Consider the following 25,601-nt stretch of genomic DNA (forward strand, 5'->3'; position numbering starts at 1 on the left):
TGGAGGGCCGAGTGGACAAAGCGGAGCTGCGCCGGAGGATCGTCGCCGCACGAGCAGGGCTCTCCGATCCGCGCGGCTCGGCGACCGCGATCAGGGAAACGCTACTCGACCAGCCCTGGGTGCAGATGGCCGGGCTGGTCGCGTGCTACTGGTCGGTGGGCACGGAGCCGGCGACGCAGGGCCTGGTGTTCGCCCTCTGGAAGCACGGCGCCACGGTGATACTGCCCGTGCTCAAACCGGACAACGACCTCGACTGGGCGGTGTACGACGGGCCCGACTCGATGGCCCCCGGGCCGCGCGGCGTCATGGAGCCCGTGGACACGCGGCGGGGGGTCGACACCATCCGCACCGCCGCGCTGGTCATCGTGCCCGCGCTGGCCGTCGACCGGTCCAGCGGGGTCAGGCTCGGGCGCGGCGGCGGCTCGTACGACCGGGCGCTGGCGCGGGTCGGCCCGAACGTGCCGACGGTCGCGCTGCTCCACGAGGGCGAGCTGATCGAGGGCATCCCCTCGGAGCCGCACGACCAGGCCGTCTCGATGGCGGCGCTCCCGTCCGGGATCATCACCTTCTGACGCGTCACGGGACGATCGTGAGGTCGTTGAGGCCGCCGCTGTCGTTGAAGTACTCCTCCAGGGTGTCGTTCCTGACCGCCTCGAAGAACGACATACCGGCCTGCTTGTCGAGGCGTACGACGCTGGCGCCCTTGATGGTCGCGGTGCCGATCGTGGGGATGGTGGTGGAGTCGACGGTGTCCGGCCGGATGTCCCTCAGCTCCAGGGCGAGGTCCCGCAGCGTGCTCAGGGTCACGCCCGAGTCGACGCTGACCGCCTTCGTGAGCGCCTCCAGGAAGGCGTTCAGCTTGAACGGATCGGTCAGCAGCTCCTTACTGATGATCTTGTGACCCATCGCGCCGACGAACGCCTGCTGCCGCTTGATGCGGTCGAAGTCGCCCCCCGGCAGGTTGTACCGCTGCCGCACGAACAGGAGCGCCTTCTCACCCTGCAGGTGCACCTGACCCTGCGGCCATGTGATCTTGTTCATCGGGTCGTACACCTTGCGGGCCACGTAGACGTCGACGCCGCCGATCACCTCGGTCATCGCGACGAATCCCTGGAAGTCGAGCGCCGCGAAGTGGTCGATGCGCACCTTGGTGAGGTCTTCGACCGTCTTGATCAGCAGCTTCGGGCCACCGAAGGCGTACGCTGCGTTGATCTTGTTGTTTCCGTGCCCGGGGATACGGACATAAGAGTCGCGGGGGATGCCGATGAGGGTGAGCCGATCCCGGCCGGCCGGGACATGGACGATCATGATCGTGTCGGCCCGCTGGTTGCCCGACTCGCCCGGCCGCTTGTCCGACCCGATGAGCAGCCAGTTCTGCGCCTCCCCGACGGCCTTGACCGGCCGCCCCACGTCCTCGGGGAACGCTCCAGGGATACGCGCGATGTTGCCGTTCAGCGTGATCTGACGCTCCATCACCAGCGCGAACCCCGCCGCGAAGACCATGGCGAAGATGAGCCCCGTAACGATGAGCAGCCGGCGCAGCAGGCGCCGCTTCTTGGGCGGCTCCGCCGGCACGGCCTCCTCGCCACCGGCGGGATCATCCTTCCTCGTGTTCTCCAGAACCGGGGAAGCCTCGTCGGTCACTGCCGTCACCTGATACCCGTCGATATAGCGCCGCTTGTGTCGCGTGTGACGGTAGCTCATAGCAGTTCATCGTGGTAGAGGCCCACACGAATACGACACAATGGACGGAAAACGCGAGATGGGGGGCCGGTGAACCTTAATATCTGGTTGCTCTTCGCGTCCGTCGTCGTCATCGCCGCCATCGCCTCCGTACGGGTGGCCCACCGCACGGGACTGCCGAGCCTGCTGATCTACCTCGGGCTCGGCCTGCTGGTCGGCGAGGCGGGGCTGGGCATCCAGTTCGAGAACGCGCAGCTCGCCCAGCAGATCGGCCTCGCCGCCCTCGCCGTCATCCTTGCCGAGGGCGGCCTCACCACGAACTGGCAGCACGTCCGCCGGCCCGTACCCACCGCGCTGGTGCTCGCCACGGTCGGAGTGGCGATCAGCATCGTCTCCCTCGCCGCCGCGGTGCACTGGCTGCTCAAGATGGACTGGCGTACGGCCCTGCTGCTCGGGGCCATCCTCGCCTCGACCGACGCGGCCGCGGTGTTCTCCGTGCTGCGGCGCCTTCGCCTCCCCCAGCGCCTGTCCGGCATCCTGGAGGCCGAGTCCGGCTTCAACGACGCGCCCACGGTCATCGTCGTCGCCATGTTGAGTCAGGTGAACACACCCCTGCCGAGCGTGGGGCACGTCGTCTTCGACGCGCTCTTCGAGCTCGCGGTCGGGTGCGCGGTGGGCCTCGCGGTCGGCCCCCTCGGGGGATACGCGCTGCGCAGGGTGGCTCTGCCGTCGTCCGGTCTCTACCCCATCGCCGTGCTCGCCCTCGCGTTCATCGCCTACAGCGGCGCGGCCCTGCTGCACGGAAGCGGCTTCCTCGCGGTGTACCTCGCCACGCTCGTCCTCGGCAACACGCGGCTGCCGCACCGGGCGGCGACCCGGGGCTTCGCCGAGGGGGCCGCGTGGCTGGCGCAGATCGGCCTGTTCGTCATGCTCGGCATACTCGCCAGCCCGCACGAGCTGCCCACGGCCGTCGTGCCCGGCCTGATCGCCGGCCTCGTCCTGCTGCTGTTCGCCCGGCCCCTGTCCGTCGTGGTCTCCGCCCTGATCGTACGGCTGGCGCGGGTGGACCGGCTCTCCTGGCGCGAACAGGCGTTCCTGTCCTGGGCGGGACTGCGGGGGGCGGTGCCCATCGTTCTCGCCACCATCCCGTGGGCCACCGGGCTCATCGGTGCCAAGGGGGTGTTCAACGAGGTCTTCGTCATCGTGATCGTCTTCACGATGGTGCAGGGGCCGACGCTGCCGTACCTCGCGCGGATCCTGCGGGTCAACGCGCTCGACGAGGCCCGTGACCTGGGTGTCGAGGCGGCTCCGCTCGAAGAGCTCAACGCCGACCTCCTTCAGATCACCATCCCGCCGGGCTCAGGGCTGCACGGAGTAGAGATCTTCGAGCTCCGCCTGCCCTCGGACGCGGCCGTCACGATGGTCGTACGCGAGGGCCGCTCCTTCGTCCCCGAGGGCTCCACGCGCCTTCGAGCCGAGGACCAGCTCCTGGTCGTCACCACGGCCGCATACAGGCAGACCGTCGAACGCCGCCTCCGAGCGGTGAGCCGCCGGGGCAAACTCGCCGGCTGGTACGGCGAACGCGGCGAGTGACCCTGAGCCGACGTCGCCGGCAGTCTGGTCCCCTGACGTCGGCCCCGGCTCTAACGCATTCGACAGCCCCAGTTCGGTCTCGTCGCCTCGCCGTGCCCCGCTCGGAGGCTCCAGCCCCAATGGAGCTCGCGACCAGGTACGGAGCCGCGCTCGTCACAGCCCGCCGGCTCGTCTCCGCAGAGCCTTTACGGGGCACCCCACAGGGCTTGTGACGGGGATTAGAACCTGCCTGGGTGGCGTTTAGCCTAATCGGCTGCGTACCATTAGCAGTCGCATCGGTAGAGTGCCAGTCTGCGTGAGTCATACTCGGCGTGAGTCATACGAGGAGGAGTGCGTGCCCACCTACCAGTACGCCTGTACCGCTTGCGGTGAAGGGCTCGAGGTCGTCCAGAGATTCAGCGACGACGCGCTGACCACATGCCCGAGCTGCGAGGGCCAACTGCGCAAGGTGTTCTCGGCCGTCGGCATCGTCTTCAAGGGCTCCGGCTTCTATCGGACGGACAACCGCTCGTCCACCGGAAGCTCGACGTCCAGCGGTTCCGCCGCTTCTTCCGGTTCCTCGGTTTCCTCTGGTTCCAGCAGCTCCGGGGACTCCGGCGGCTCCGACTCCGGAACCACCACCTCCACCAAGAAGGAGCCCGCCTCGGCGAGTTCTTCGGCGCCCGCGAGCAGCTCGGCAGCCTGACGACGCCCTGGGTTGTACGGCTCCCGCAGGCCGTACAACCTCGCTTGGACGCCTGCCTTCTCCCATGCACTGGCCGTAGATCTCGGGACCCCGCGTGGCGTTGCCCTCTTCGCGGCGCAAGGCGGACGCGACACCATCAACCCGACCGCCTGCGATGACTGGTCGTCGCAAGTGGCTCGCAGAACCGCACGCGGCCGGTCACAGGGTGCGTTCTAGCGGCCCGGCCTCCCCCATCGCAACGCACCACGACTTCCGCCCCACCGGCGATCTCACGGCCAGGGTTATCCACAGGTCTCGACTCTGATCTCTTCTGCCCGGGCCTGGGGCGCTAGTGTCTGCGCCATGGTCATGAGAGCGGACATCGGGGTCATCGGCGGGTCAGGGTTCTACTCCCTCCTCGATGATGCCGAGGAGATCGACGTCGCCACGCCGTACGGGCCTCCGAGCGACACCATCACTGTGGGCCACATCGGCTCGCGCTCAGTGGCGTTCGTGCCCCGCCACGGCCGCGACCACCGGTTTCCTCCCCATCGCATTCCCTATCGGGCGAACCTCTGGGCGCTTCGCTCCCTCGGCGTGCGCCAGGTGCTGGCACCGAGCGCCGTCGGGTCTCTCCAGGTGCGGTACGGACCGGGCACCCTTGTGATCCCTGACCAGCTCGTCGATCGCACATCGGGCCGGGTGCAGACCTATTACGACGCGAACGGCGCGGTCCACGTCCCGTTCGCCGATCCTTACTGCCCCGTCGGCAGGGCTCTGTCCTGTTCGAAGGCCGAGTCCGGCGGCTGGGATGCCGTCGACGGCGGCACTCTCGTCGTCATCGAAGGCCCCCGCTTCTCCACCAGGGCGGAGTCACGCTGGTTCACCTCCAACGGCTGGTCGATCGTCGGCATGACGGGCTACCCAGAGGCCGTTCTCGCCCGCGAACTGGCCCTCTGCTACACGACGTTGGCCCTCGTCACCGATCATGACGCCGGCGTCGACACGGGTGAGGGCGTCACCCAGGATGAAGTCTTCGCCTTCTTCGCGGCCAACAGCGAGCGCATGCGAGCCCTCGTCGGCTCGGTGGTCGAGGATCTCCCGACGGAGCGCACCTGCCCCTGCGGCGACGTGCTGAACGGCATCAACCTCCCCTTCGAACTCCCCTGACCCCTCCACAACCCCGACTCACCGAACTACGGCCCTCAAGCTCCACACCCCAACTCCAGCCCGCCATGCCTCGCCCTTCGCCCTAGGGCTTCCGCAGGTGACCTGCCCGCCCGCCCGTACGAAGGATCTCGCTAGGGCGCTACCCGAAGCCGCGCCATCGAACTCTGTCCTGAATGTCGACGTACACCTCAGCCGCAGGAGACAGCCATGCGGGCCGCACTACGTGTAGCTCGGATACTCAATCGGCGACGCCGGCTCATGGCCGTCGTCCTCGCGGCCATGGCCGCGGGAAGCATCGGCCTGGCCATGCGTCCAGCTCCCCTCACTGAGGTCCTGGCCGCCGCTCGCGACCTCAGGGCAGGCACGCTGACAGCATCAGACCTGACCGTGGTACGCATTCCGGAAGCAACCGTGCCCGATGGCGCGCTCCGCCCAGGTGCGTCCGTCGCCGGACGTGTCCTGGCCGCACCAGCCCGCCGCGGCGAGCCTCTCACCGACTTACGCCTGCTTGGCCCGGCCCTGGTCGACGCCTACGGCCCCGGCTTGCTGGCGACGCCCGTACGCATCACGGACGCCGGTTCGGCCCGCCTGCTTCGCGTGGGCGATGTCATCGACGTGATCGCAGCCGCCGCCCAGTGGGATGACGCCGCCCTCGATCCGCGGGCGGCCACGGTGGCCCAGGCCGTCACCGTCGTCGCCCTTCCGCGCTCGGCCGACTCGGCCGACTCCATGACGGAAAGCGGCGCTCTCGTCGTTCTGGCCACCACCCCAGAGCAGGCCGCCCGTCTCGCCCGAGCCGGCACGGGTTCACGCCTGTCAATCACCATCCACGGCCACTCCCGATGACTCAGCAGTGATCCGCGCCCGCCCCCTCAATCCAGTCCGAGACCAGACTTGAACGTCCCCAGCGCTGACGATCCGTCATCGCAGGGTCGGGACCAGTCCCGGGAGCGATGCGCCTGCGGTCGCGTCACCGGCACGACGGGCCCCGAAGCGGTGCGACGTGGCCACCAACGGCGAGCTGGTGGCATCCGACGAAGGCGGCGCTGCGTCGACCAGAAAAGATGTGCAACCGATGACGACCGCTACCGGCGACCCCAGCAGCACAGAGCTCGACTAAAGCAGAGAGCCGAGCTTCGGGTCGTACTCCCAGTGCCACGGCTCGAACGGGCTGTGATAGGCCCAGTCGGGGTGCATCCACCCGAACTTCTTGCTGTTGGCCTCAAGCCAGTTGAACTGCACCGAGCGGAAGACGTCGACACCACCGCACAGGTCCACCGCGAGCCCAAGCCCGTGGTTGCTCCGCCCGGGCACCGCCGCGAAGCCCGGCCTGCGGTAGAAGACGGCCTGCTGCTGGCCGAGGCTGCGGTAACTGTCGGTCACGCACATCGGCTTGCCGAACTGCTTCCTGTACGCCTCGTTGAGCGCGACGAAGGCGATCGCCGCGTCCGCCCGCAACTCGCGGCCTGGCTGCTGCAGCGGGCACAGGGCACTCTTGGGCAGCAGCCCGTTGGGGTACTGCGCGGCGGAGCTCACCTGCGTTGGGTCGCACGCCGCCCCCGTACGGCCGCCCTGGTTGACGCGCACGCCGAGCTTGGTCAGCGCCTGGGAGAGCGACTTCACCACCGTCGCCGACCGCTTCCTCAGCGTGTCGATCTCTAGGCCGAGCTGGGCCTCGACCAGCAGCTTCGTCGCCCGAAGGTCCTGCGCCTCGCCGGCCAGCCTCTGCTGCTCCTGGTAGAGCCGCCCCGCGTCGGCCAGGACCTTGTCACGTCCCGAAACGATGTAGGTCATGTCGCTGAGAGCGCGAAGGCTGGTCCCATCGCTTTCGCCGGTGAAGAAGGGCGCCATGTCGCCGCCCGAAGGCTCCTGATACAGGGACTGCACCAGGTCCGCCAGCGGCCTTCGCACCTTGGACATCTCCAGGGTGGCCGTACGCAGCTGCTCCAGCTTGCCCTTGAGCTCCTTGTCGGCCTTCGCCAGCGTCGCCTGCCGCTGCTCCAGTGCCTTGGTGGCTTCTGCCAGCGCCTGGGACGATTTCTCGGCGTCGCGGCGCAATTGCGTCAGATTGCCAGGATCCAGCTCCTGGGGTGCAGCCTGCTGGGTGACCGCCCGCGCCTGCGCCGAGCCCGACGACGTCATGGTGAGCATGGAGACCATCACCATGAGTGCGGCGACCAGGCCCGCCGATCGGGGAGATGGCACGTTACGGACCCCTCCGTTTGCGAACTTGTGACCTGAGCCCGGCACGCACGTTACTACAGCAAGCTGCATAGTCGGACCGAGTCATGCCAGCCGTTACGTACGGATCATGGCATTTATACCTTCTCGCTATCGCACGGTTGGCACAGTTGCCACAGCCCGTTGCCGCGCCACCCAGAAGAACATCCCCGCTGCCACCCGGCCTCCGGCATACCCGCCACGGCCGAACCCACCGTCAACACTCCCAATACCGGCCGCACCGCCAGCCCAGCGAACCTCGCGGCCAACACCCCGGACCCTGCCAACCGCTCCGCGCCCCCACGTCCTGCCGACAGCTCCACGTCCCCAGATTGCCCCGACGGCTCCCCTTCCCCACGCCGTACCGGCGGCCCCGCGTCCCCTCGCCCCACCGACAGCCCCGCGTCCCCAGGTTGCGCCGACGGCTCCGCTTCCTGACGTTTCCTCGGTTGCTCCGCTTCCCCTCGTCTCGCCGTGCGTGCGGCTAGTGAATGCTCCTTCGGCCGCACCGCTCGCCCACGTCCACCTAGGCGTGAGGCTCCTTTACGTCCCCTCGACCCGACCACTTGCCCACGTCCCGCCAGGCGTGTGACCTTTGAACGCCCCCTCGACCCCACCGCTCGCCCAGGTCCCACAGGCGGACCAGCTTGCGCACGTCCCCCCGACCGACCAGCCCGCGCGGGTTTATCGGACGGACCCGCCTGCGCACGTCCCCCCGACCGACCGGCCCGCGCACGTTTATCGGACGGACCCGCTTGCGCATGTCCCGGCGGCGGACCAGCTTGCCTATGCTCCTCAGCTCGCAGGCGTTGTGGTCGTTCCTCTGGGTGTGCCGCTTGTGCACCTTCGTCCGGAACCACGCCCTGCACACGCTCCGCTGGATGCGCCGCTGGCGTGTGATCTGCGGAGGGCACCGCCTGCCCAGGCTCCTCCGGCCGCACGGCGCTCGCGTGATCTTCATGCGACACCGCAGGCGCCCGCTCATCCGGTCGCGCCGCTCGCCCGTGCTTTCCCAGCGGCAACGCCGACGCGCGCTCCTCCCCCGGCAGTGCTCGCCATACATGCCGCCCCGGACGATCGCTCCTCACCCGAGGCCACATCCCCACCGCCTCCGGCACGTCCACCCGTAACGCGCGAGTCAGCCGACCATCGCGATCAGCCTGCGGATACCGTCCGGCCGGTTCCTCATGGCCCACCCGCAGGAGCGGATACATCGACTCCCACCCGCCGACACTCATCCGCGAGACGTCCAGCGCCTCCTCGTCCCCGGAGATCAAAGGAGACGGAATCACACCTTCGTATTCATAATCCGCATGCGGCGGAGCCGGTACCGGAGTCACGAAGACCATGCTGGGGACGCCTTGCCACCTCGACAGCGCCTTCACATTCACCACATGTCCCTGCCGGCCCCGCACGTGCTCCTCATAGCCAGTGAGCTCAGCCACAAGGAGCCCTGCCGCGAGGACCGCAGGCGCCAGCATCGCCGCCACGAGCACACCCGGCCGGACACCCCGGCGCCTCTCAACCTGCATTCGTCGCTCAACGGTCACGCTGCGCGACAGTAGTCACCCAGCGCTACCGTACGTTGCTGGCATGTCAGCCTTTTACCCCAGCTCAGGGCACACATGAGATAGGAGTCGCAAAGCCAAGCCACGCCTCTGCACACATGGTGCTCGCCTTTCGGTACGCTTACACCAGCCCCGCCTCCGTAGCTCAGGGGATAGAGCACCGCTCTCCTAAAGCGGGTGCCGCAGGTTCGAATCCTGCCGGGGGCACTCTCCTGACCAGCCGCTTAGCCCCTGACCTGGGGCTAAGCATGTCCCCTCGCAGCGATCAGATGCAGCCGAGTGCCGTCGTGTACAGCCGTAGGCCAGTGATCGCGAACCATACGCGATCCGCTCTCAACGGCGTTTCCCGAGTGGATGCGGATAACTCAGCTACCCGCGGGGCGAGCTGACGCTTTCACAGGGCGTGACCCTACGGCGAGCACCATGGCGGCGAGGGCGTACTAGACAACCACCACAGGCAGAGCGGTCCTGGAGTTCCCGGTGCTTAGGTAGAAACGCACCTCGCGCATGTCGCTTTCCTGCGGCCGGTTCGGCAGGTCCGCCACCGGGAACCAGCGATAGCAGGCCGTAGACGTCAGTCTCCCGGGTCCGGGCCGCCGAGGTGCGCCACCGGCTGAGCACATAGGTCTGTGCGAATTCCAGGAACGTCAGCCCCGAGGGCGGCTGAGAAGCGGAAGGCCGGCAGTTCGACCCTGCCCCTGACCACATCCTCTGAACAGCCAAAACGCCCCAAAGCTTGATCGCTCCGGGGCGCTTTGTGTTGGCCCTGACGGAGGGTCACGGGGCGGCAAGGGCCTCGGTGGGGGCGAGGCGGGCGGCGCGCCAGGCCGGGTAGATGCCGGCGAAACCGCCGATCACCAGCGTGGCGACCACGCCGCCGACGCCGGCCCACGCGGGCACCACCGCGGGCCAGTTCTGGTACGTCGCGTACGCCCCTGTCACGGCGATCCCCAGCAGTGCGCCGCCGACGCCGCCGAGCGCCGACAGCAGCAGGGATTCGGCGAGGAACTGGATCCTGATATGTCCCCGGGTGGCGCCCAGCGACCGGCGCAGGCCGATCTCCGCGCGCCGTTCGAGCACCGAGATGACCATCGTGTTCGCTACGCCCACGCCGCCGACCAGCAAGGCCACCGCGCCGAGGCCGAGCAGCAGCCCGGTCAAGGCCGTGTCCGTGGCCTGCTTGGCCGCGAGCGCGTCCGACGGCCGCGACACGTCCACCTCGTTCGGGTTCTCCGGGTTGGCGGTGGCGCCCAGGACAGCCTTCACCGCCAGTACGGCGTCGTCCCGCGTACGGGTGTAGACGGTGGTCGGATACCCGTCGAAGCGCAGGGTGGACTTCGCCGCATGCCAGCCGACCAGGGCGGCGAAGTCCAGTTCCGGCGCAAGGACGACCGGGCGCAGGACGCCGACGACGGTGAACCACTGGCCGCCCAGCCACACCTTCACGTCCGGGGTGGCCCTGACGACGCCGAGCCGCTTGGCCGCCGAGGCCCCGAGCACCACGGCGGGGTACCGCACGGTGGCCGCGTTGAGCCACGTCCCGTTGGCCACGCTCGCGCCCACTGTGCCGAGCAGGTCGGTCCGCGCGGCCATCACCGTCAGGTTGCCCGTCTCGCCCGGCGGGACACGGTCACTCCGGTACACGTTGGCGCTGGTCAGCGTCCCCGTGGCCGTCACCGAGAGCACCGGGCCGATCCGGCCTATCATCGCCACCGACTCCTCCGGCAGGTGCGACTGGTCGCCGTGGAGGGTTTGCCCGGGGGACACCCGCAGCAGGTTCGTGCCGAGTGCGGCGAGCTGCCGGTTGAGGCTCTCCCGGCTGGAGCTCGCGATGCCGACCACGCACACCATCGCGGCGATGCCGAGCGCGATGCCGAGCGCGGACAGGAACACCCGCATTGGCCGGGCGCGCAGACCGGCGGCGCCGACGCGGAAGGCGTCCGCGGGCGAAAGACGCGACGGCGCGGTCATGCGACCACCTGCCCGTCGCGTAGGTGCACCAGGCGGTGCAGCCCTGCGGCGAGGTCCCGGTCATGGGTGATCACCACGACGGTGGTGCCGGTGGAGCGCAGGTCCCGCAGCAGCCGCATCACCTCCGCGCCCGAGGTGGAGTCAAGGTTGCCGGTCGGCTCGTCGGCGAGCAGTACGGGCGGATCGCCCACCACCGCGCGGGCGATGGCCACCCGTTGTCTCTCCCCGCCGGAGAGCTCGTGCGGGCGGTGGTCCAGCCGGTGGCCCAGTCCCAGCCGCTCCAGGGTGGCGGCCGCCCGGCGGCGTCGCTCGCGCAGCCGGACGCCGGCGTAGAGCAGGCCGTCGGCCACGTTGTCCACCGCCGGCACGCCCGCCGCGAGGTGGAACTGCTGGAACACGAAGCCGACGGTGCGCCCCCGCAGCGCCGAGAGCCTCCGGTCCGGCAGCCGGGACACGTCGGTTCCGGCGATCGTCACCGTCCCGTTGGTCGGCAGGTCCAGCGCCCCGATGAGATGGAGCATCGTCGACTTGCCCGATCCGGACGGGCCGACGACGCCGACCAGCTCGCCGGCGTCGATCGTCAGCGAGACGTCGCGCAGCGCCTGGAAGCCGCCCGGGTAGGTCTTGCCCACTCCGCTGAGGACGATCATTCGGGCACCCCCACGCGGGTGCCCTCGGTGATGCCGCCACCGCTGACCTCCACCCGGCCGTCGCCGAACATGCCCAGACGCACGGGCACGTACCGGCTGGTGGAGCCGGTCACCACCTGCAGGCCGTAACCACCCTCGGCGAGCACGGCCAGCGCCGAGACGGGGACCGTGAGCACGTCGCGCACGCTGTCCGACACCAGGCTCACGACGACCGGGGCCCGGTCCAGCCGGCCGATCTTGGACTGGTCCCGGAAGGTCACGGTCACGTCGATCGTCGCGGGGCGCTGCTCGTCCGGCCCGGGGGTGGCCACGGTGCCCACCTCGGCGATCCTGCCCTTGGCGGTCTTGCCGTCCGGGAGTTCGACCGTCGCCAGCAGCCCCCGCCTGACCAGGGTTTGCAGCGCCACGTCCAGGGCGATGCTGACTACCTTCGTGGTGCGGGTGTAGGCGAGGATCGGCCCGCTCCCGGGGGTGCCGAGCCGCCCGGTGAGTGACGCCACCCGTATCGCGCCGGGCGCGATCACCACGGACGCGGGGTCGAAGACACCTGTCTGGGTAAGCCCGAGATCCTTCTGCCACCGGCGTACGGCGACCGCCGTGGCCCAGGTGTACCGCCGGTCCACGGTCAGACCCGGGTAGCCGATGGCGGCCAGGTTACGCTCCACCTCCTCGACGTCCCTGCCGACGTCCCCGATGCGCAGCTGCCGGTAGAGCGGAAGCCTGCCGTAGAACAGCGGCACCGGGTCGTCGTCCGCCCGGTAGACCGACCGGCCGCGTTTGATCGTGGCGCCGAGGCGCGGTAGCCAGGTGAGGGTGCCGGAGCCGCGTCCGGCGACGATCACCGACGCCCCGTAGCCCAGCACCCCGTTCACCTGCTGGCTCCGGGTCAAGGTGGTCCGGGTGACCGGAGCGGTGGCGGGTAGCGCCCGGGTGGTGCTCGACGAGGTGGACGGGCTCTTCCCGCCGAAGCCGATCGCGGCGGCCGTCACCACCGCGACCGCCAGCAGAGCCGACCCGCCCACCAGCGCCGTCCGGGTCGGCCGGTTCACTTCCCCTCCTTCTGTTCCTGGGGCAGCTTGTTCTTGCAGGCCTCGATGGCCGCCTTGTAGACCGGGTCGCTGTCGAGCTGGGCCCGGGTGACGTTCGCGAGTCGGCCCTTGATCACCATGTTTCCGTCAACTGCGGCGGGATCGGTCATCTCGATGTCGTGGGCGCGCATGCACACGGCGAAGGCCCGGAGCTGCTCCAGTTCCTTTGGCGGGGGGCCGTTCTCCCGCATCCCCTCCGGGAGGAAGCGCAGGCACGCCTGGTGGGCGGTTCGCCACGCGCGTGCTTGCTCGCCGCTCGGCGGGATGAGCCTGAGAGGTTCGTTCGGGCCGAGATCCGGCATGGTCTGGCCGTGCTCCCGCATGCACCTCACGTAGGCGGCCGGATCGCCGGCCGGGGGTGCGGACGGGCGCGCGCTCGCGGTGCCGCTGGTCGCCGAGGCGATACCTGTGCCCTCGGGGGCCTTGGCGCAGGCGGCGACCGCCAGCCCGCACAGCAGGACGGGGATCACGAGAATTGGTCTCATGCCGTCGAGGTCTACGCCCCGGCCGGTGACAGCACCGCTACGTCCGATGTCGGACCGATGTCATGCCCGGCGACGCAGAATGACCTCATGCGAGTCCTGGTGGTCGAGGATCACGTCACGCTGGCCCATCGGATCGCCGAAGGGCTCCGAGACGCCGGGATGGCGGTCGACGTGGTCACCGACGGAGCGGCCGCCATGGTCGAGGCGGCCGCCACGGCGTACGACGTGATCGTGCTCGACCGGGACCTGCCCGGGGTCCACGGCGACCAGGTGTGCCGGTCGCTGGCCGGTGGCAGGGCCCGCATCCTGATGCTCACCGCGGCGGCCGGGGTCGACGATCGGGTCGACGGGCTGGAGCTGGGCGCCGATGACTACCTGGGCAAGCCGTTCGCCTTCCACGAGCTGGTCGCCCGGGTGCGCGCGCTCGGCCGCCGCGCGCCGTCCGCGCCGCCGATCGTCCGCCGCGGCGACCTGGTCGTGGACCGGGCCCGCCACCGGGCCAGCCGTGGCACCCGCGCGTTGTCGCTCACCCGTAAGGAGTTCGGGATCCTGGAGATGCTCATGGCCGCCGACGGCGGCGTGGTCAGCACCGAGGAGCTGCTGGAGCACGTCTGGGACGCCAACGCCGACCCGTTCAGCAACATCGTCTCGGTCACGATGACCCGGTTACGCCGCAAACTCGGTCCGCCGCCGGTGATCGAGACCGTCGTCGGACGGGGTTACCGGCTGTGACCCGGCCGCGCCTCACCATCCGGGTCCGCCTCACGCTGCTCTACACCGGCCTGTTCGCGGCGTGCGGGGCGATCGTTGTCGCCATCACCTACTTCCTCGTGGCCGGGCTTCCCGAGATCCAAGGCACGGGGACGCGCCCGGCGGACAATGCCGAGCAGTTCCTCACATACTGCAGACAGGCCCTCCGCGTGGACGCCGACCCCGGGCTTCAGGCCAAGTGCGACCTGGCCTACCTGGAAGGCGTCGTGGCCGGCGCGGCGGGCCAGCGCGAGGCGACCCTGTCACACCTGCTGCGGTACTCGCTGATCACCCTCGTGGCGGTCACCCTCCTCGCCGCGCTCGCCGGGTGGATCGTCGCCGGGCGGGTGCTGCGCCCGGTCCACCGCATCACCGCGGCGGCGCGCGCCGCGTCCGAGCACAACCTGTCGGCGCGGGTGTCGCTGACCGGCCCGCGCGACGAGCTGCACGAGCTGGCCGACACCTTCGACGACATGCTCAGCCGCCTGCAGGCGGCGTTCGAGAGCCAGCGGCGGTTCATCGCCAACGCCAGCCACGAGCTGCGCACGCCACTGACCGTCATGCGCGCCACCGTCGACGTCGTCCTCGGCAAGCGGGCACCCACGGAGGCGGAGCTGCTGAGCATGGGCCGGGACGTCCGGGTCGCCGTCGACCAGGCCGAGGCGGTCGTGGGGGCCCTGCTCACCCTGGCGCGGAACGAGCGCGGGCTGAGCGTCCGGGAGAAGGTCGACCTGGCCACCGTGGCCGAGGACGTCCTCGACGAGGCCAGGCTCGGCGACCGCAAGCTGCACACGACAATGGAGCCGGTGGTGACGTGGGGCGACCCCGTGCTGCTGGAACGGCTCGTCGCCAACCTGGTCGACAACGCCATCCGCTACAACCTGCCCGGCGGCGACATCTGGCTCACCACCTCCGCCAGGAACGGGCACGTCACGCTCTCAGTGGCGAACACCGGGCCGGATGTCCCCGCGGACCGGGTCGGCGCCCTGTTCGAGCCCTTCCAGCGCCTGACCGATCGCACCGTGTCCGACGGCTTCGGGCTGGGGCTGGCGATCGTCTCGTCGATCGCGGCCGTGCACGACGGCACGGTCACCGCCGCTCCCCGCCCGGACGGGGGCCTGAGCGTCACTCTGACGGTTCCGGCGGCCGGGTCCGCACCGCGCGAGCAGTCGTCGGATCACGCCCCTTGATTGGGGCGATCCAGGCAGGTGGATCGACCGTGATGGCGGGCCAGAGTTCGCGTGGGAGGTTGTGACCCATGCCCGGATAGAGGAAAGCGACGAGCTCTGCGCTCTGGCCGGCCGTACGCAGCCGGCGTCCGACTGAAAGGCGGACGCCCGACGGCTGGACACTCGACGTTGTGGCCCCGGGCTGGCCCGTTGAGAGCGTGATGCTGTCCTCTGGGGGCGATCTATCAAGGCGAAGCAGGATCATCCTGGTGGCACATACACCGAGAGGATTCCTGCGAACTGCGCACTATCGGCTTCTCACCCAGCGGCAAGACACTTGTGATCGCCTCAAGCTGCACGCTCACCCTATTCACTCGACCTTTGGGAACGGGCTGAAAGGGATACGTATTCGATAACTGTCGAAAGCGTTCCGCTCCGGCTGGCGTGAAATCCCGATACCGACCGTTGTAACTGCGGAGCACAGCCCTTATATCAGACGATATCTAATCAATCGCTACGTACGTACATGTCTTGATCGCTGCGTTGCGCCACGGATGCTGGATAGGGCTCGTTGACGCATGTCCGATGGTGAAGTCGCCCGGCAGTGGCATCCGCCGCGCCGTGTACGGCAGGGACTCAGCGCACAGGCCTGCAAGGCAGGTGGGCAGGTGGTGAGCCGTCTGGCTCGATCTGATCGAACGGAACGACCAACTCGCGCACCCGGAAAGCCGTACGAGCCGTGACCCCCACCGGTCACGGCCCGTACGGCCCGAGTTGCTATTTGATCTTCTAGGTGCGGAAGGTTCAGAGGACGGGGACGCTGGGCAGCGTCGCGTCGACGGACGGGACCTTCTCGAGGTCGGCGCTCACCGCCTTGTCATCCTTCTGCGGCTCCGTGGCGCTCCCGGAGAGGGAGGCCTTGTCATCCTTCTTCGCGGCCTCGGACTTGTGAGCGGTATCCGCGGGCGCCACGCCGACGACGTCCCCGAGGCTCGGTGCTTCCTGCGGGGACACCGCAGAAGGCGCCACGGGGTCGGTCTCCGCACCGGGGACGGGCGGGGTCTGGGGATCGTCGACGGGCTGGCCGGGAAGTTCCGGTGTGGAGTCGAGGCCAGGCGCCGGGTCGGCGTCGGGAGCAGGGACGTCCAGTACGTTCGCCCCGATGTGTTGGATGTCGGTGATCAGGTCGCGGCCGGCGCTCTGCTTGACCACGCTTGGCACCTGAAGATCGGTCAGCGGGTCGCTGACTGCGGGCGTGGTGCTCGACGGGTCCTGGGAGGTCACCGGGGCGGTGACCGCCGGGGCGGTGCTCGACGGGTCCTGGGAGGTCACCGGGGCGGTGCTCGACGGGTCCTGCGAGGTCACCGGGGCGGTGACCGCAGGCGCGGTGCTCGACGACTCCTGCGAGGCCACCGGGTCGTCACCGCCGGGCACCGCTGCGGCCGCGCTGCCCATCCCCAGCCAGACACCGCCCGCTGTGACGGCGGCCAGCGCGAGGACGCCCCGAATATTGCTTGAAGTGCGCATGAAAACTCCCCGAATACGTTTTCGGATGTGAACGAGCACTGAAGGTAGCCCTCGGGGGTTCGCCTTCGGCTGGTCATTCACCCAATGCTGGTGAGTTTCTTACCGGGAGGAACGCGAGGGGTTGTTAACCAACGTGTCAGCAGCCCAAAACGCGAATGTTTACGGGGGCACGGGCAGGCCGAGAGGGATCTCGGCGAGGGCCTCGGCGCCGGGTCTGACGTACCGCAGCGCGGTGCGGAGGTTGTTGTGCCGGGTCTGCACATGATGAGCCGCGGGGGGACTTCGGCGTCGCCGATGTGGGTGGCGGCGCCGGACACGCACCCGGCGAACGAGGTCCTCGGGGCGGTCCACCCACCCGGTGGCCGACTCACGGGCGGAGTCCAGGTCGACGTCGACCGGCTAGGCCGCGGCGGAGAAGTTGGGGGACGGCGGTGGCAGGCGCTCGACGTCGCCAGTTCTACGGCGCAGGTAGAGGGCGGCATGGGAAGGGAGTTGTGTCCCCTGTTCCGCGACGTGGCAGATATCCGCGTCTGCCCCGAGGCGCTGTGCCGGGTCCTGGCCGCTACGACGAAGGGGATGCGATGTCGGGCAGGCGACGGTCTGTCCGGAATCGGCCGCTGTGCCGTGCGGCGATCACCTGCTTGCCATTCCTTGACCTGCTTGCGTCCAGAACCATGATCGACGGCTGGGTAGCGTGGCAGCAGTCACAATCAGTGACTGCAATCGGACAGAAGGATACAAGTATGATTCGCCGACTACTTCTGGTCAGTTCTGCATGTGCCGCTCTCGCCGTCGTAGCACCGGTCGCCGCTTCGGCGGACGCGTCCGCTCCGCACCATCCCGTCAAAGCCGCGCAGGCCGACCAGGGTGGCGACTGGGGTCGTCCCGGAGGCGGCGGCCACTGGGGCGGCGGCTGGGGCGGCGGCTGGGGTCGTCCCGGAGGCGGCGGCCACTGGGGCGGCGGCTGGGGCCGCCCCTGGGGCGGCGGTTACTGGGGGGGCGGTTACTGGGGCGGCTACGTGGGCGGTCCTTACGTGCCCGCCGGTTACCTGCCTGCCGGCTACCTGCCCGGGGGTTACCTGTCCGGGGGTTACCTGTCCGGCGGCGGCGTAATCGTCGCCAATGGCATCGGTAGCGGCTGCGGCGTCTGCGGCTGATCCGGCACCGGTCATGGGGCGACGGTCCGACGAGGAATGTCCTCGGGCAGATCCTTGTCGGGTAGGAAAGCCGTGACCAGTTACACACGCGGGTGATCGCGCCGGGGTCGGCGCGCTCACAGTCAGGCCCGGAGGTCTCGGGCCCTTTTCTGGGTCTCGTTTGTCAGCGAAATTTGCCGACAGGCGAGACCCAGAACGGCGGTGTCGCGCCTCCGCCTCACCGATCGCCCGCGCCTCTCGTACCCCCATGGACACGGCGTCTCACGACTGACGCCTAAGTAGACCCCGGACTTCTTCGAGCTGGTGCGACGCCGCAGGGCCCGCCGCGTGCCGGCTTCCGGCCGTAAGCCCAGCTCAGTGGCCGGCCATGCGGGCCGGCCCGCCGCTTGCCCCGATCCGCCGTTGAGGTTCCCCTTTGGCGTGGACACTCCTGATAATGGATCACGTCCACCGAAGGGTCGGCAAGAAGTCCGTCACTCCTGACGACATCGCCGGCGAACCACTCCCCCGGCTTCCCCGCCCTGACTGGAACGCCTTCTGGCGTATCGACCCCCGACCCGACGGCGGCCGGGCACCCGAAGGCCCCTCGTCGAGGCCCACCTCGCCGGCCACGATCCGCGAGTTGGCGAGCGCCCCCAGTCAGTCTCAGACGTTCGCGAGCGAGCCGATAAGCCCGAGGTTTGACGGCCCTGAGCCCGTCCAGCCACTCGGTCGGCTGCCGGCGCGCCACCGCCTGGACCTCACCGTCGACGTCTCCGGCGAACGGACCTGACCGAGGGAGCTCTCCGAGCCGGCTCAGCCCACCTGCTCAGAGACCAAACGGCTGTGCCCGTGCGCCCCACGGCCGGTTGACCACAGCGGTCCTCGCGGACCACCGCTCCAGGCGCGCGTCCAGGCCGGTACGACCGGACCGCGTTCACCCTCGACCGAACGGGCCGGCAGGCCACTTGCCCGCAAGGACATTGCGGCGCATCCTGGAGCCAGCGTCGCCATGGTGGTCACGTTCGGGGCCGATACCCGCCGGCCATGCCCGGTTCGCGTCCTGTGCCACGGCCGAACGCGGTCGACGCCGGCTCACCAGCCGCCCCGCGCCAGTTGCGGGAAAGCGCCAGAGTCCGCACCGGGCCGAGCGGGATGACGAGTGGTCCGGGCAGCGCCGTTACATGGGGGCGGAGAATCCTCGCCGACCGCCGTGAGAAAGACCACGTCCGGAAATCGGGCAAATGATGCTAAAGTGGCTATTGAGCTGGCCACTTCCTAATAGTCGTCAATTATCAGTTACCTTCCCAAATACCACCTCCACGGACGTGGGCGGGTGTTCTGGCATCCATCTTGTTGACGGGACGGCTACTGGTTTACAGAGGATTGCTCCCTGTCGTCAGGATCTAGCGGGCATCATGAGGGCAGTCACGATGAAAAAAGTCGAGGAGCTGACAACCAAATGCCGCCATGGCGCGTGACAGCCGATCCGTCCCCCACCCCTCTGAGTGACCGCATCCGCGAGCATGTCAAGGACAAGGACCCCAGCATCCGCACGCTCGCCTTGCGGTCGGTGGATCCGGCCACCGGTCAGCATCTCACCGCACAGTGGATAACCGACGTGCTGAGCGGCCGGGTGCCCCGGATGCCCGACCTGTGGCGCCTGGACGCTCTGGCGACGGGCCTCGGCCTGGACCCCGACAGCGTGAAGGCGATGGCCATCACCCAGTGGATCGGATGGGACATCGCCGACGTCCAGACCGGTGCGGGAGAACGCCTGCTCTTCCGTGTGCCCAAGGACTACACCCCTGAGCAGTGCGCACGCCTGGCCGGCGAACTCAACCGAGCGATCAGCGCGGCAGAGTCTGCGACCAATGGGGACGAAGAGAAACAGTGGTTTTCCTGATACACCATCGCCACCAGGGCCGGATGCGTCAAGCTTTCCTGATACACGAGCGGCTGCACGCCGCGCAAACGCTCAGGAAGTAACTGGCAGAGAGGCTACGGTGGATGGGATGATCCGTCCGTCATCGCCGTCACAACCATCGGTGGAGTACCGCCGCATTCCACTGCTGCACGGTTGCCCAGGAGTGATTAACCGCATTTCCCCAGGACACCGGATCATCGCCTATGTCAATGAGATGCAGTTCGGCCCTGAGTTAAAGCTCCCTATGGACGAGATCAGCATGCGAGCGCTCAGCCTGCTCCAACCCGTTGAAGAGACGCGCCCAGTGCCGGCGCTCCGCGTCCGCGTGCGACGAAGCGGAGACCTGGGACGTGAACTCGCGGTCGTCGAGGTCACACCAGAAGGGATCACCGTCGGGGTCGAGAAGACCCTCCTGTCGGAGGACTTGGCGAACTTTCTGAGCGACGCGGGCACCTGGATCTCTCGTGACTTCATCCGCCGGATGACTTGACGGCTCCGATGGCGTCCGCGCCGACCCATCGCGGCACGCAGGTGGGAACCTCAGGAAGACCGTCACTCGGTGGCCCGGACACGGTGTGCGTGTCCGGGCCACCGAGTGACCGATGAGGCCCATCCGGAAGATCGCGACAACCGACCATGAGGTTCACCCGATAACACGGCGGATCGGCCTTGTCGCGTGCGGCGAGTCGGGACAGCTGACGTCGCTGATCCAATTGATGCCCGGCAACGTCGCACCCGGCCACTCAGCTCGAATCCAAGTTCCTATTTGTCATTGCGCGTGTTGGTGTGGGAAACAAAGGAGGCGGAAAGCCATGAACGACACTGTTTATGGCCGCCGAATACCATCAGTGCCGCCTGATCCGAGACGTACATCCAGGCGTACGCGATGCCGTTAGGTCTGAATTGACCATTTTGTCTGGTTGGTGTGCTTGGGCAACGCCCTCGCGTGCCGGGCGCATTAAGCCATGAGGCGTAGGACCGGACGAACGCCCACCTCCATGCGATCAAGCGACGACGAGCGAGCCGCTTGGTTCATGTCGGGATCGACAGTTCGTCGCCGAGCAGCTCGGCCTCGACGGTCTTCCAGCAGCCCGCGTCGTGCTCGTCAACGAACCGGTCGAAGATCCGCTTGATGGCGTGCCGTTCCTTACGCGGGCCGACCATGCGGACCGCACGCTTACGTGGTTCAGGGGACAAGGGCATGAAGGTGCCATGACCCGGTCTACTTAGGGAATCGAGCCTCCCTCAGACCCGGGCGGCTCAACCCTCCCTGTCACTATGGAGCTCTGCCGCGCTGATCGCTCGGTTGAGTTCGCCGGCCAGGCGTGCGCACTGCTCAGGGGTGTAGTCCTTGGGCACACGGAAGAGCAGGCGTTCTCCCGCACCGGTCTGGACGTCGGCGATGTCCCATCCGATCCACTGGGTGATGGCCATCGCCTTCACGCTGTCGGGGTCCAGGCCGAGGCCCGTCGCCAGAGCGTCCAGGCGCCACAGGTCGGGCATCCGGGGCACCCGGCCGCTCAGCACGTCGGTTATCCACTGTGCGGTGAGATGCTGACCGGTGGCCGGATCCACCGACCGCAAGGCGAGCGTGCGGATGCTGGGGTCCTTGTCCTTGACATGCTCGCGGATGCGGTCACTCAGAGGGGTGGGGGACGGATCGGCTGTCACGCCCCATGGCGGCATTTTGTTGTCAGCTCCTCGATTTCTTTTCGGCATGATCGCATCAATGATGGCTGCTAGAGCCTGATGACGAGGAGCAATCCTCTGTGAAACCAGTAGCTGTTCCGTCAACAAGATGGATGACCGGACGGCTCCCATCCTTGGGCTACGTGCATGGAACCTTCCAAATTCACCTGCGCCCGCATGCCCATTCGATTAGAGTCCAACCTGCAGTCGAGTTGTCAGCAAAAAATGATGACGTAGCGATCCGTCGGAGAGGTTGACGATGGCCGGTAAGCCACAGATGCATTTGCGGAGCGCAGCTCTCCTGCGCGCCCTGATGTCCGGACATCGCAGCCCCAGCGTGGCCGAGTTCGCTCGCCGCGCGGCACTCACAAGGCAGTGCATCGACGGTCTGCTCAAGCGAGGCACATGCCGTCGTACCACGGCGGACGCCGTCGCGGCGGCGGCGGGCGTACATACTCTCGATCTGTTCGACCTCGGAATGTCAGCAAAATCTGCTGACAAACACGGGGGCGACAATGCCCGCCGTGCGCGTGCCTGATCCGAGGGTCCGTGCTTTTGATCCTCGGACGGGGATCTCGGCGAAGGCCGGGATACGTACTCGACGCTACGTCGGCTAGGCGGAGCCTAGCGCCATTCCACAAGTCTCATCCTCAGGAAAAGGAGTCGTCTCTTGACGATGCAACGAACTCTCGTCACTGGGTTCCTCGCCGCGTCTGCCCTGGTCGTCCCCGCGGCCGTGGCCACCATGCCCGCAAGCGCGGCGACCACGGCCGCGGCGCAGACGACCAGCAGCGCGTACCACGCGAGCGCGTCGAGCCAGGGCGGGCACAGCAGCCCCCGCGAGCACGGCCCGAACGGTCGCGGGTACGGCGGGCGCGGTTTCGCGCACGTCATGCGCGGTCACAGGTGGGACCCGCCCGGCAACCGGTACGTCCTGGGTGGCCGGACGTACCTCCTGCCCAGCTGCCAGTCCATCGTGAACGATGGCGTGTACATCGCCCCCGGCTGCGGCCAGACCCGTCCCATGTACATCCTGGATGGTCGCCAGTACGACCTGCCAGGTGACTGGTGCGACCAGCCCGCCGGCCTCGACCTGCCCGGCCGCTGGTACGGCCTGCGCGGTCACCGGTACGACCCGCCCGGCAACCGGTACGTCCTGGGTGGCCGGACGTACCTCCTGCCCAGCTGCCAGTCCATCGTGAACGGTGGCGTGTACATCGCCCCCGGCTGCGGGCAGACCCGTCCGGTGTACTACGTGGGCGGTCGCCAGTACGACCTGCCCGGCGACTGGTGCGACCAGCCCATCGGCCTGCCCGGTCGCTGGTACGGCGAGCGCGGCGGCCACAACGGCGGCTGGGGCCACAACGGCGGCTGGGGCCACAACGGCGGCTGGGGCCAGAACGGCGGCTGGGGCCAGAACGGCGGCAACGGCCACAACGGCGGCGGCACCGGCGGCGGCGGTGGCAATGGCGGCGGCGGCACCGGCGGCGGTGGCAATGGCGGCGGCACCGGCGGCACCGGCGGCGGCGGCGGCGGCACCGGCGGCGGCGGCGGCACCGGCGGCACCGGTGGTGGCGGCACCGGTGGTGGCGGGGGCAACGGTGGTGGCGGGGGCCACAACGGCGGCGGCAACGGTGGTGGCGGGGGCCAGCACCGCTGACCGGGGTCTGCGTTAACCGGTGATGTCGCCGCCGGCCGTTCGGACGCCAGTGTGTCCGGGCGGTGAACGTCCCCGCAGGCTCGGGGGCGCGGACAACGACAGAACCGGGACACACGCGGAGGGAGCCCGCCCGCTGAGATCGGCGGGGACATCCTGGATGTCAGTACGCGCCTGGAGTCGAGCCCGTGGCGCGATTGTCTTCCACGGTGAGCCGGACGATCGTCATGCTCCACCGCCAGGCCGGGCATGAGCGCGGGGATGGGCACACGCCGCGGCAGAGCGGCTGCGATGGGGGATCGCAGCCGCTCTATCGGCCGCTCCTGCCCGGGACCGTGACCTCGACCGCCCGGCAGACCACACCACAAGCGCACCACAGCGACTCGGCCAAGCCCGCTCCGCGCGCTTCACTCAGCGACCCGAGCGCGGCTGATCAACATCGCCGCCACTCCGGGTAACCCCGCAGATCTACGCGGCATTCGACCACAAGAGCCTCATCCGCCGGCGACAGACTCCCGGAAACAGGCTCCTGCGATGAAAGGAGTCCCGATGAACGTGCACTGGTGGATCGCGGGGACACTACTACTGGCACTGCTGGCCGCATCAGCCTGGCCCCCCTGGCAGACCATCCTGACCCGATACCAGCAACCCCGCCTCCTCGGCAGCGTCACCGAAATCACCCCCGACGACGCCTCCCCCTACACCCTCACCAGCGTCACCACCGGACTGCGCGACTCCACGCTTATCGTGGCCACCTGGGACCAGATCGCCGCACACGCCGCAAAACGGTCTACAGACACCGACACCGCTTATGTCTGCGTGCTGCAGGGCGTCCGGATGTGGTACTGGCAGCGCGGCCGCATGACCGACGCCATCGCCGACGCATCCGTTGACGATCACCGCCCGCCGCGCACACCGTGACCGAGGGCGATCGGCACACACCCTCACCGTGCGCCGAACCGTAACCATCTACTACGGCAGGACGTGGGTGTGGCCGGTACTCGGAGAGCGGCCGCTACCGAGGTGCAGGTGCGGCTGGGCGCCGCCGTCCTGATCGAAGAGGGATCGAACGACGGGCCGCCCCACCGATGGAGACCTGGCCTCAACCGGAAACCGCACCTGTCGTACCGGCCGCACAAGGAGACCACATGGACAGCAACACATGGGACTGGCATGTCCCCGGCTATACCGAGATCCGCGATCTCGGCATCGGCGTGTCAGGGCGTGTCGTCATGGCGCGCGACGACATCGGCAACGTGCTCGTCGCCATCAAGTACCTCTCCAGCGATCTCTGCGCGAACCCGAACTTCATCTCTCGTCTACGGCATGAGGCTCCCGGACTCGGACTGCTGGACGGCGCGTGCACAGTGCGTTCCTACGGGTATTTCGAAAGCGGCCAAGGCCACGCCGCCATTGTCATGGAACTGGTGGACGGCGTCTCCCTCCGGACCCTGTTGCGCTCCGAGGAACCGACAGGGCCGGCAGCCGCGCTCGTCGTGCTGAAGAGGTCGCTGCTGGGGCTGGCCGCCGCCCATGCCGGCGGCATCGTGCACAGGGACGTCAAGCCGGAGAACATCCTCGTGACGGGCGACGGCGAGAGCAAGCTGGGCGACTTCGGCATCGCCGTCCACTCGGGGGACGGCATCGCCGGGGCCGGCACACCTCCCTACATGGCGCCTGAGCAGTGGTCGGGGTCGCCGGCGTCGCCGGCGACCGACATCTACGCCGCCAGCGTCGTGTTCTTCGAGTGTCTGACCGGCATCAGGCCCTTCCAGGCGCGGAACATCGCAGCGCTCGCCCACATGCACCAGACCGCCGAACCTCCCATCGGGCAGGTTCCCTCGGCATTGCGGAGCCTTGTCAGGCGCGGCCTGGCCAAGCAGGCCGCGGAACGACCGGCGAACGCCGAGGTCTTCCTCGCGGAACTGGAGTCGGTCGCGCTCGACCAGTACGGCCGCGACTGGGAGGATCGCGGTCGACGCCGGCTGGCGAGCCTCACCGGGCTGCTCGCGGACCATGAGCCCTCGCCCCGCCCGTTCCCAGCCGACGTGAAGCCGCCCAGGCCGAGACTCGCGAAGTCGCTGGCCTTCAAGATGGCGATCGGCGTCGTCGGCTGCGCGATGGCCGTCGCCGTGACCACCGTGGTGGTGAGATCGCTCGGCGACACCGACCTTCAGGCGAACACGACCTCGCTGATGCCGCGGCCGCCGTCCTCCGGCACGGGCCTCGACGACGACCCTCCGGATTCCGGCGACCGGGCCGGCCCGGGCGACACGACCGGTCCGCCCGCGGCGGGCAGCACTCCCCCCGCGGCGAAGGCGGTCCTCCCCGGTGAGCCCGACGCCTCGAAGACGCCTGGCACGCTGAGGCCACATGTCGCGCGGAAGCCGTCGCACTCCTCCCTATCCGATCCGGACGGGTACCATCCCAGCTGCGCCGACGAGCCAAGCCGCCCCAGGACACCCGCGCCGAGTCCCACACCGAACCCCGCACCGAGCCCCGTACCGGCGCCCACCGCGCTCATCGCGCCGGCCGAGACGGCGCCGGCGCAACCGACCGCTCTCGCCGGCGATGAAGTCCACGAGTAGGCGACCGAGCGCCCGCCTCCTCCCCGCTGACCGCACCTCGTCTGGATCATCGACGGCCGTCCGGGC

The 25,601-nt window shown here is 68.8% G+C and carries 23 protein-coding genes and 1 tRNA gene; 15 read left to right on the plus strand and 9 right to left on the minus strand.

Annotation, left to right across the window (positions count from 1 at the left end):
- Window positions 1-11: 11 nt before the first annotated feature.
- A complete protein-coding gene (locus ACOZ38_RS41925) occupies window positions 12-572 on the plus strand; it encodes a 5-formyltetrahydrofolate cyclo-ligase (RefSeq protein ID WP_405142005.1) in 561 nt (186 codons plus the stop codon).
- A 4-nt stretch (window positions 573-576) separates the two neighbouring features.
- Here the strand turns inward: ACOZ38_RS41925 and ACOZ38_RS41930 are convergent, their stop codons facing one another.
- Window positions 577-1,644, minus strand: a complete 1,068-nt coding sequence (locus ACOZ38_RS41930) for an LCP family protein (RefSeq protein ID WP_424536400.1) — start codon at window positions 1,642-1,644, stop codon at window positions 577-579.
- Between the two features lie 129 nt (window positions 1,645-1,773).
- On the opposite strand from ACOZ38_RS41930, the gene ACOZ38_RS41935 reads away from it, so the two are divergent.
- From ACOZ38_RS41935 to ACOZ38_RS41950, 4 genes are all read left to right on the plus strand, one after another.
- Window positions 1,774-3,276, plus strand: a complete 1,503-nt coding sequence (locus ACOZ38_RS41935; RefSeq protein WP_424536401.1) for a potassium/proton antiporter — start codon at window positions 1,774-1,776, stop codon at window positions 3,274-3,276.
- Between the two features lie 334 nt (window positions 3,277-3,610).
- Window positions 3,611-3,961 carry an FmdB family zinc ribbon protein gene (locus ACOZ38_RS41940; RefSeq protein ID WP_424536402.1) on the plus strand — a complete coding sequence of 117 codons (351 nt, stop codon included), beginning with the start codon at window positions 3,611-3,613 and terminating at the stop codon, window positions 3,959-3,961.
- A gap of 342 nt (window positions 3,962-4,303) precedes the next feature.
- A complete protein-coding gene (locus tag ACOZ38_RS41945) occupies window positions 4,304-5,110 on the plus strand; it encodes an S-methyl-5'-thioadenosine phosphorylase (protein WP_424536403.1) in 807 nt (268 codons plus the stop codon).
- Between the two features lie 258 nt (window positions 5,111-5,368).
- A complete protein-coding gene (locus tag ACOZ38_RS41950; RefSeq protein WP_424536404.1) occupies window positions 5,369-5,956 on the plus strand; it encodes an RcpC/CpaB family pilus assembly protein in 588 nt (195 codons plus the stop codon).
- Window positions 5,957-6,226: 270 nt separating this feature from the next.
- On the opposite strand, the gene ACOZ38_RS41955 is transcribed toward ACOZ38_RS41950, so the two are convergent.
- Window positions 6,227-7,315, minus strand: coding sequence for a D-alanyl-D-alanine carboxypeptidase family protein (locus ACOZ38_RS41955; protein ID WP_424536405.1), 1,089 nt, complete (start codon window positions 7,313-7,315; stop codon window positions 6,227-6,229).
- A 1,409-nt stretch (window positions 7,316-8,724) separates the two neighbouring features.
- Between ACOZ38_RS41955 and ACOZ38_RS41960 the strand changes: the two genes are divergently transcribed.
- Together ACOZ38_RS41960 and ACOZ38_RS41965 are read left to right on the plus strand one after the other, a co-directional pair.
- Window positions 8,725-8,895, plus strand: a complete 171-nt coding sequence (locus ACOZ38_RS41960) for a hypothetical protein (protein WP_424536406.1) — start codon at window positions 8,725-8,727, stop codon at window positions 8,893-8,895.
- A 137-nt stretch (window positions 8,896-9,032) separates the two neighbouring features.
- Window positions 9,033-9,105, plus strand: a tRNA-Arg gene (locus tag ACOZ38_RS41965).
- Between the two features lie 570 nt (window positions 9,106-9,675).
- Here ACOZ38_RS41965 and ACOZ38_RS41970 read toward each other — a convergent pair.
- Genes ACOZ38_RS41970 through ACOZ38_RS41985 form a run of 4 tightly spaced genes read right to left on the minus strand, consistent with a single transcriptional unit; the run spans window position 9,676 to window position 13,092 of the window.
- On the minus strand, window positions 9,676-10,869 hold the full coding sequence (locus ACOZ38_RS41970; protein ID WP_424536407.1) for an ABC transporter permease: 1,194 nt from the start codon (window positions 10,867-10,869) through the stop codon (window positions 9,676-9,678).
- On the minus strand, window positions 10,866-11,519 hold the full coding sequence (locus tag ACOZ38_RS41975) for an ABC transporter ATP-binding protein (RefSeq protein WP_424536408.1): 654 nt from the start codon (window positions 11,517-11,519) through the stop codon (window positions 10,866-10,868). Before ACOZ38_RS41975 ends, ACOZ38_RS41970 begins: the two co-directional genes overlap by 4 nt.
- Complete coding sequence (locus ACOZ38_RS41980) at window positions 11,516-12,568, minus strand: peptidoglycan-binding domain-containing protein (protein WP_424536409.1); 1,053 nt, start codon at window positions 12,566-12,568, stop codon at window positions 11,516-11,518. Before ACOZ38_RS41980 ends, ACOZ38_RS41975 begins: the two co-directional genes overlap by 4 nt.
- On the minus strand, window positions 12,565-13,092 hold the full coding sequence (locus ACOZ38_RS41985; protein ID WP_424536410.1) for a hypothetical protein: 528 nt from the start codon (window positions 13,090-13,092) through the stop codon (window positions 12,565-12,567). The genes ACOZ38_RS41980 and ACOZ38_RS41985 overlap by 4 nt, the downstream gene beginning before the upstream one ends.
- 87 nt (window positions 13,093-13,179) lie before the next feature.
- Between ACOZ38_RS41985 and ACOZ38_RS41990 the strand changes: the two genes are divergently transcribed.
- Window positions 13,180-13,824, plus strand: a complete 645-nt coding sequence (locus tag ACOZ38_RS41990; RefSeq protein WP_424536411.1) for a response regulator transcription factor — start codon at window positions 13,180-13,182, stop codon at window positions 13,822-13,824.
- Window positions 13,821-15,032: a sensor histidine kinase gene (locus ACOZ38_RS41995; protein ID WP_424536412.1), complete on the plus strand. Its 1,212-nt coding sequence runs from the start codon at window positions 13,821-13,823 to the stop codon at window positions 15,030-15,032. The genes ACOZ38_RS41990 and ACOZ38_RS41995 overlap by 4 nt, the downstream gene beginning before the upstream one ends.
- A 783-nt stretch (window positions 15,033-15,815) precedes the next feature.
- Here the strand turns inward: ACOZ38_RS41995 and ACOZ38_RS42000 are convergent.
- Window positions 15,816-16,538, minus strand: coding sequence for a hypothetical protein (locus ACOZ38_RS42000; RefSeq protein WP_424536413.1), 723 nt, complete (start codon window positions 16,536-16,538; stop codon window positions 15,816-15,818).
- A 743-nt stretch (window positions 16,539-17,281) separates the two neighbouring features.
- Between ACOZ38_RS42000 and ACOZ38_RS42005 the strand changes: the two genes are divergently transcribed.
- The 3 genes from ACOZ38_RS42005 (at window position 17,282) to ACOZ38_RS42015 (ending at window position 20,091) form a co-directional block, all read left to right on the plus strand.
- Window positions 17,282-17,695 carry a hypothetical protein gene (locus tag ACOZ38_RS42005; RefSeq protein ID WP_424536414.1) on the plus strand — a complete coding sequence of 138 codons (414 nt, stop codon included), beginning with the start codon at window positions 17,282-17,284 and terminating at the stop codon, window positions 17,693-17,695.
- A gap of 1,441 nt (window positions 17,696-19,136) precedes the next feature.
- Window positions 19,137-19,580 (plus strand): hypothetical protein, encoded by a 444-nt coding sequence (locus ACOZ38_RS42010; protein ID WP_405142039.1) that lies wholly within the window; start codon window positions 19,137-19,139, stop codon window positions 19,578-19,580.
- A 109-nt stretch (window positions 19,581-19,689) separates the two neighbouring features.
- Complete coding sequence (locus ACOZ38_RS42015; RefSeq protein WP_424536415.1) at window positions 19,690-20,091, plus strand: hypothetical protein; 402 nt, start codon at window positions 19,690-19,692, stop codon at window positions 20,089-20,091.
- Between the two features lie 542 nt (window positions 20,092-20,633).
- On the opposite strand, the gene ACOZ38_RS42020 is transcribed toward ACOZ38_RS42015, so the two are convergent.
- Together ACOZ38_RS42020 and ACOZ38_RS42025 are read right to left on the minus strand one after the other, a co-directional pair.
- Window positions 20,634-20,798, minus strand: coding sequence for a hypothetical protein (locus tag ACOZ38_RS42020; protein ID WP_424536416.1), 165 nt, complete (start codon window positions 20,796-20,798; stop codon window positions 20,634-20,636).
- Between the two features lie 63 nt (window positions 20,799-20,861).
- Window positions 20,862-21,287: a hypothetical protein gene (locus ACOZ38_RS42025; RefSeq protein ID WP_405142042.1), complete on the minus strand. Its 426-nt coding sequence runs from the start codon at window positions 21,285-21,287 to the stop codon at window positions 20,862-20,864.
- A gap of 673 nt (window positions 21,288-21,960) precedes the next feature.
- Between ACOZ38_RS42025 and ACOZ38_RS42030 the strand changes: the two genes are divergently transcribed.
- The 3 genes from ACOZ38_RS42030 (at window position 21,961) to ACOZ38_RS42040 (ending at window position 25,535) form a co-directional block, all read left to right on the plus strand.
- On the plus strand, window positions 21,961-22,950 hold the full coding sequence (locus ACOZ38_RS42030; RefSeq protein ID WP_424536417.1) for a hypothetical protein: 990 nt from the start codon (window positions 21,961-21,963) through the stop codon (window positions 22,948-22,950).
- Between the two features lie 546 nt (window positions 22,951-23,496).
- The gene (locus ACOZ38_RS42035) at window positions 23,497-23,868 is read left to right on the plus strand and encodes a hypothetical protein (RefSeq protein ID WP_424536418.1); all 372 of its coding nucleotides are present in this window, start codon (window positions 23,497-23,499) and stop codon (window positions 23,866-23,868) included.
- Between the two features lie 227 nt (window positions 23,869-24,095).
- On the plus strand, window positions 24,096-25,535 hold the full coding sequence (locus ACOZ38_RS42040) for a protein kinase domain-containing protein (protein ID WP_424536419.1): 1,440 nt from the start codon (window positions 24,096-24,098) through the stop codon (window positions 25,533-25,535).
- Window positions 25,536-25,601: the final 66 nt, after the last annotated feature.

The organism is Sphaerisporangium viridialbum, from assembly GCF_049674955.1.
GTDB lineage: Bacteria > Actinomycetota > Actinomycetes > Streptosporangiales > Streptosporangiaceae > Sphaerisporangium > Sphaerisporangium viridialbum.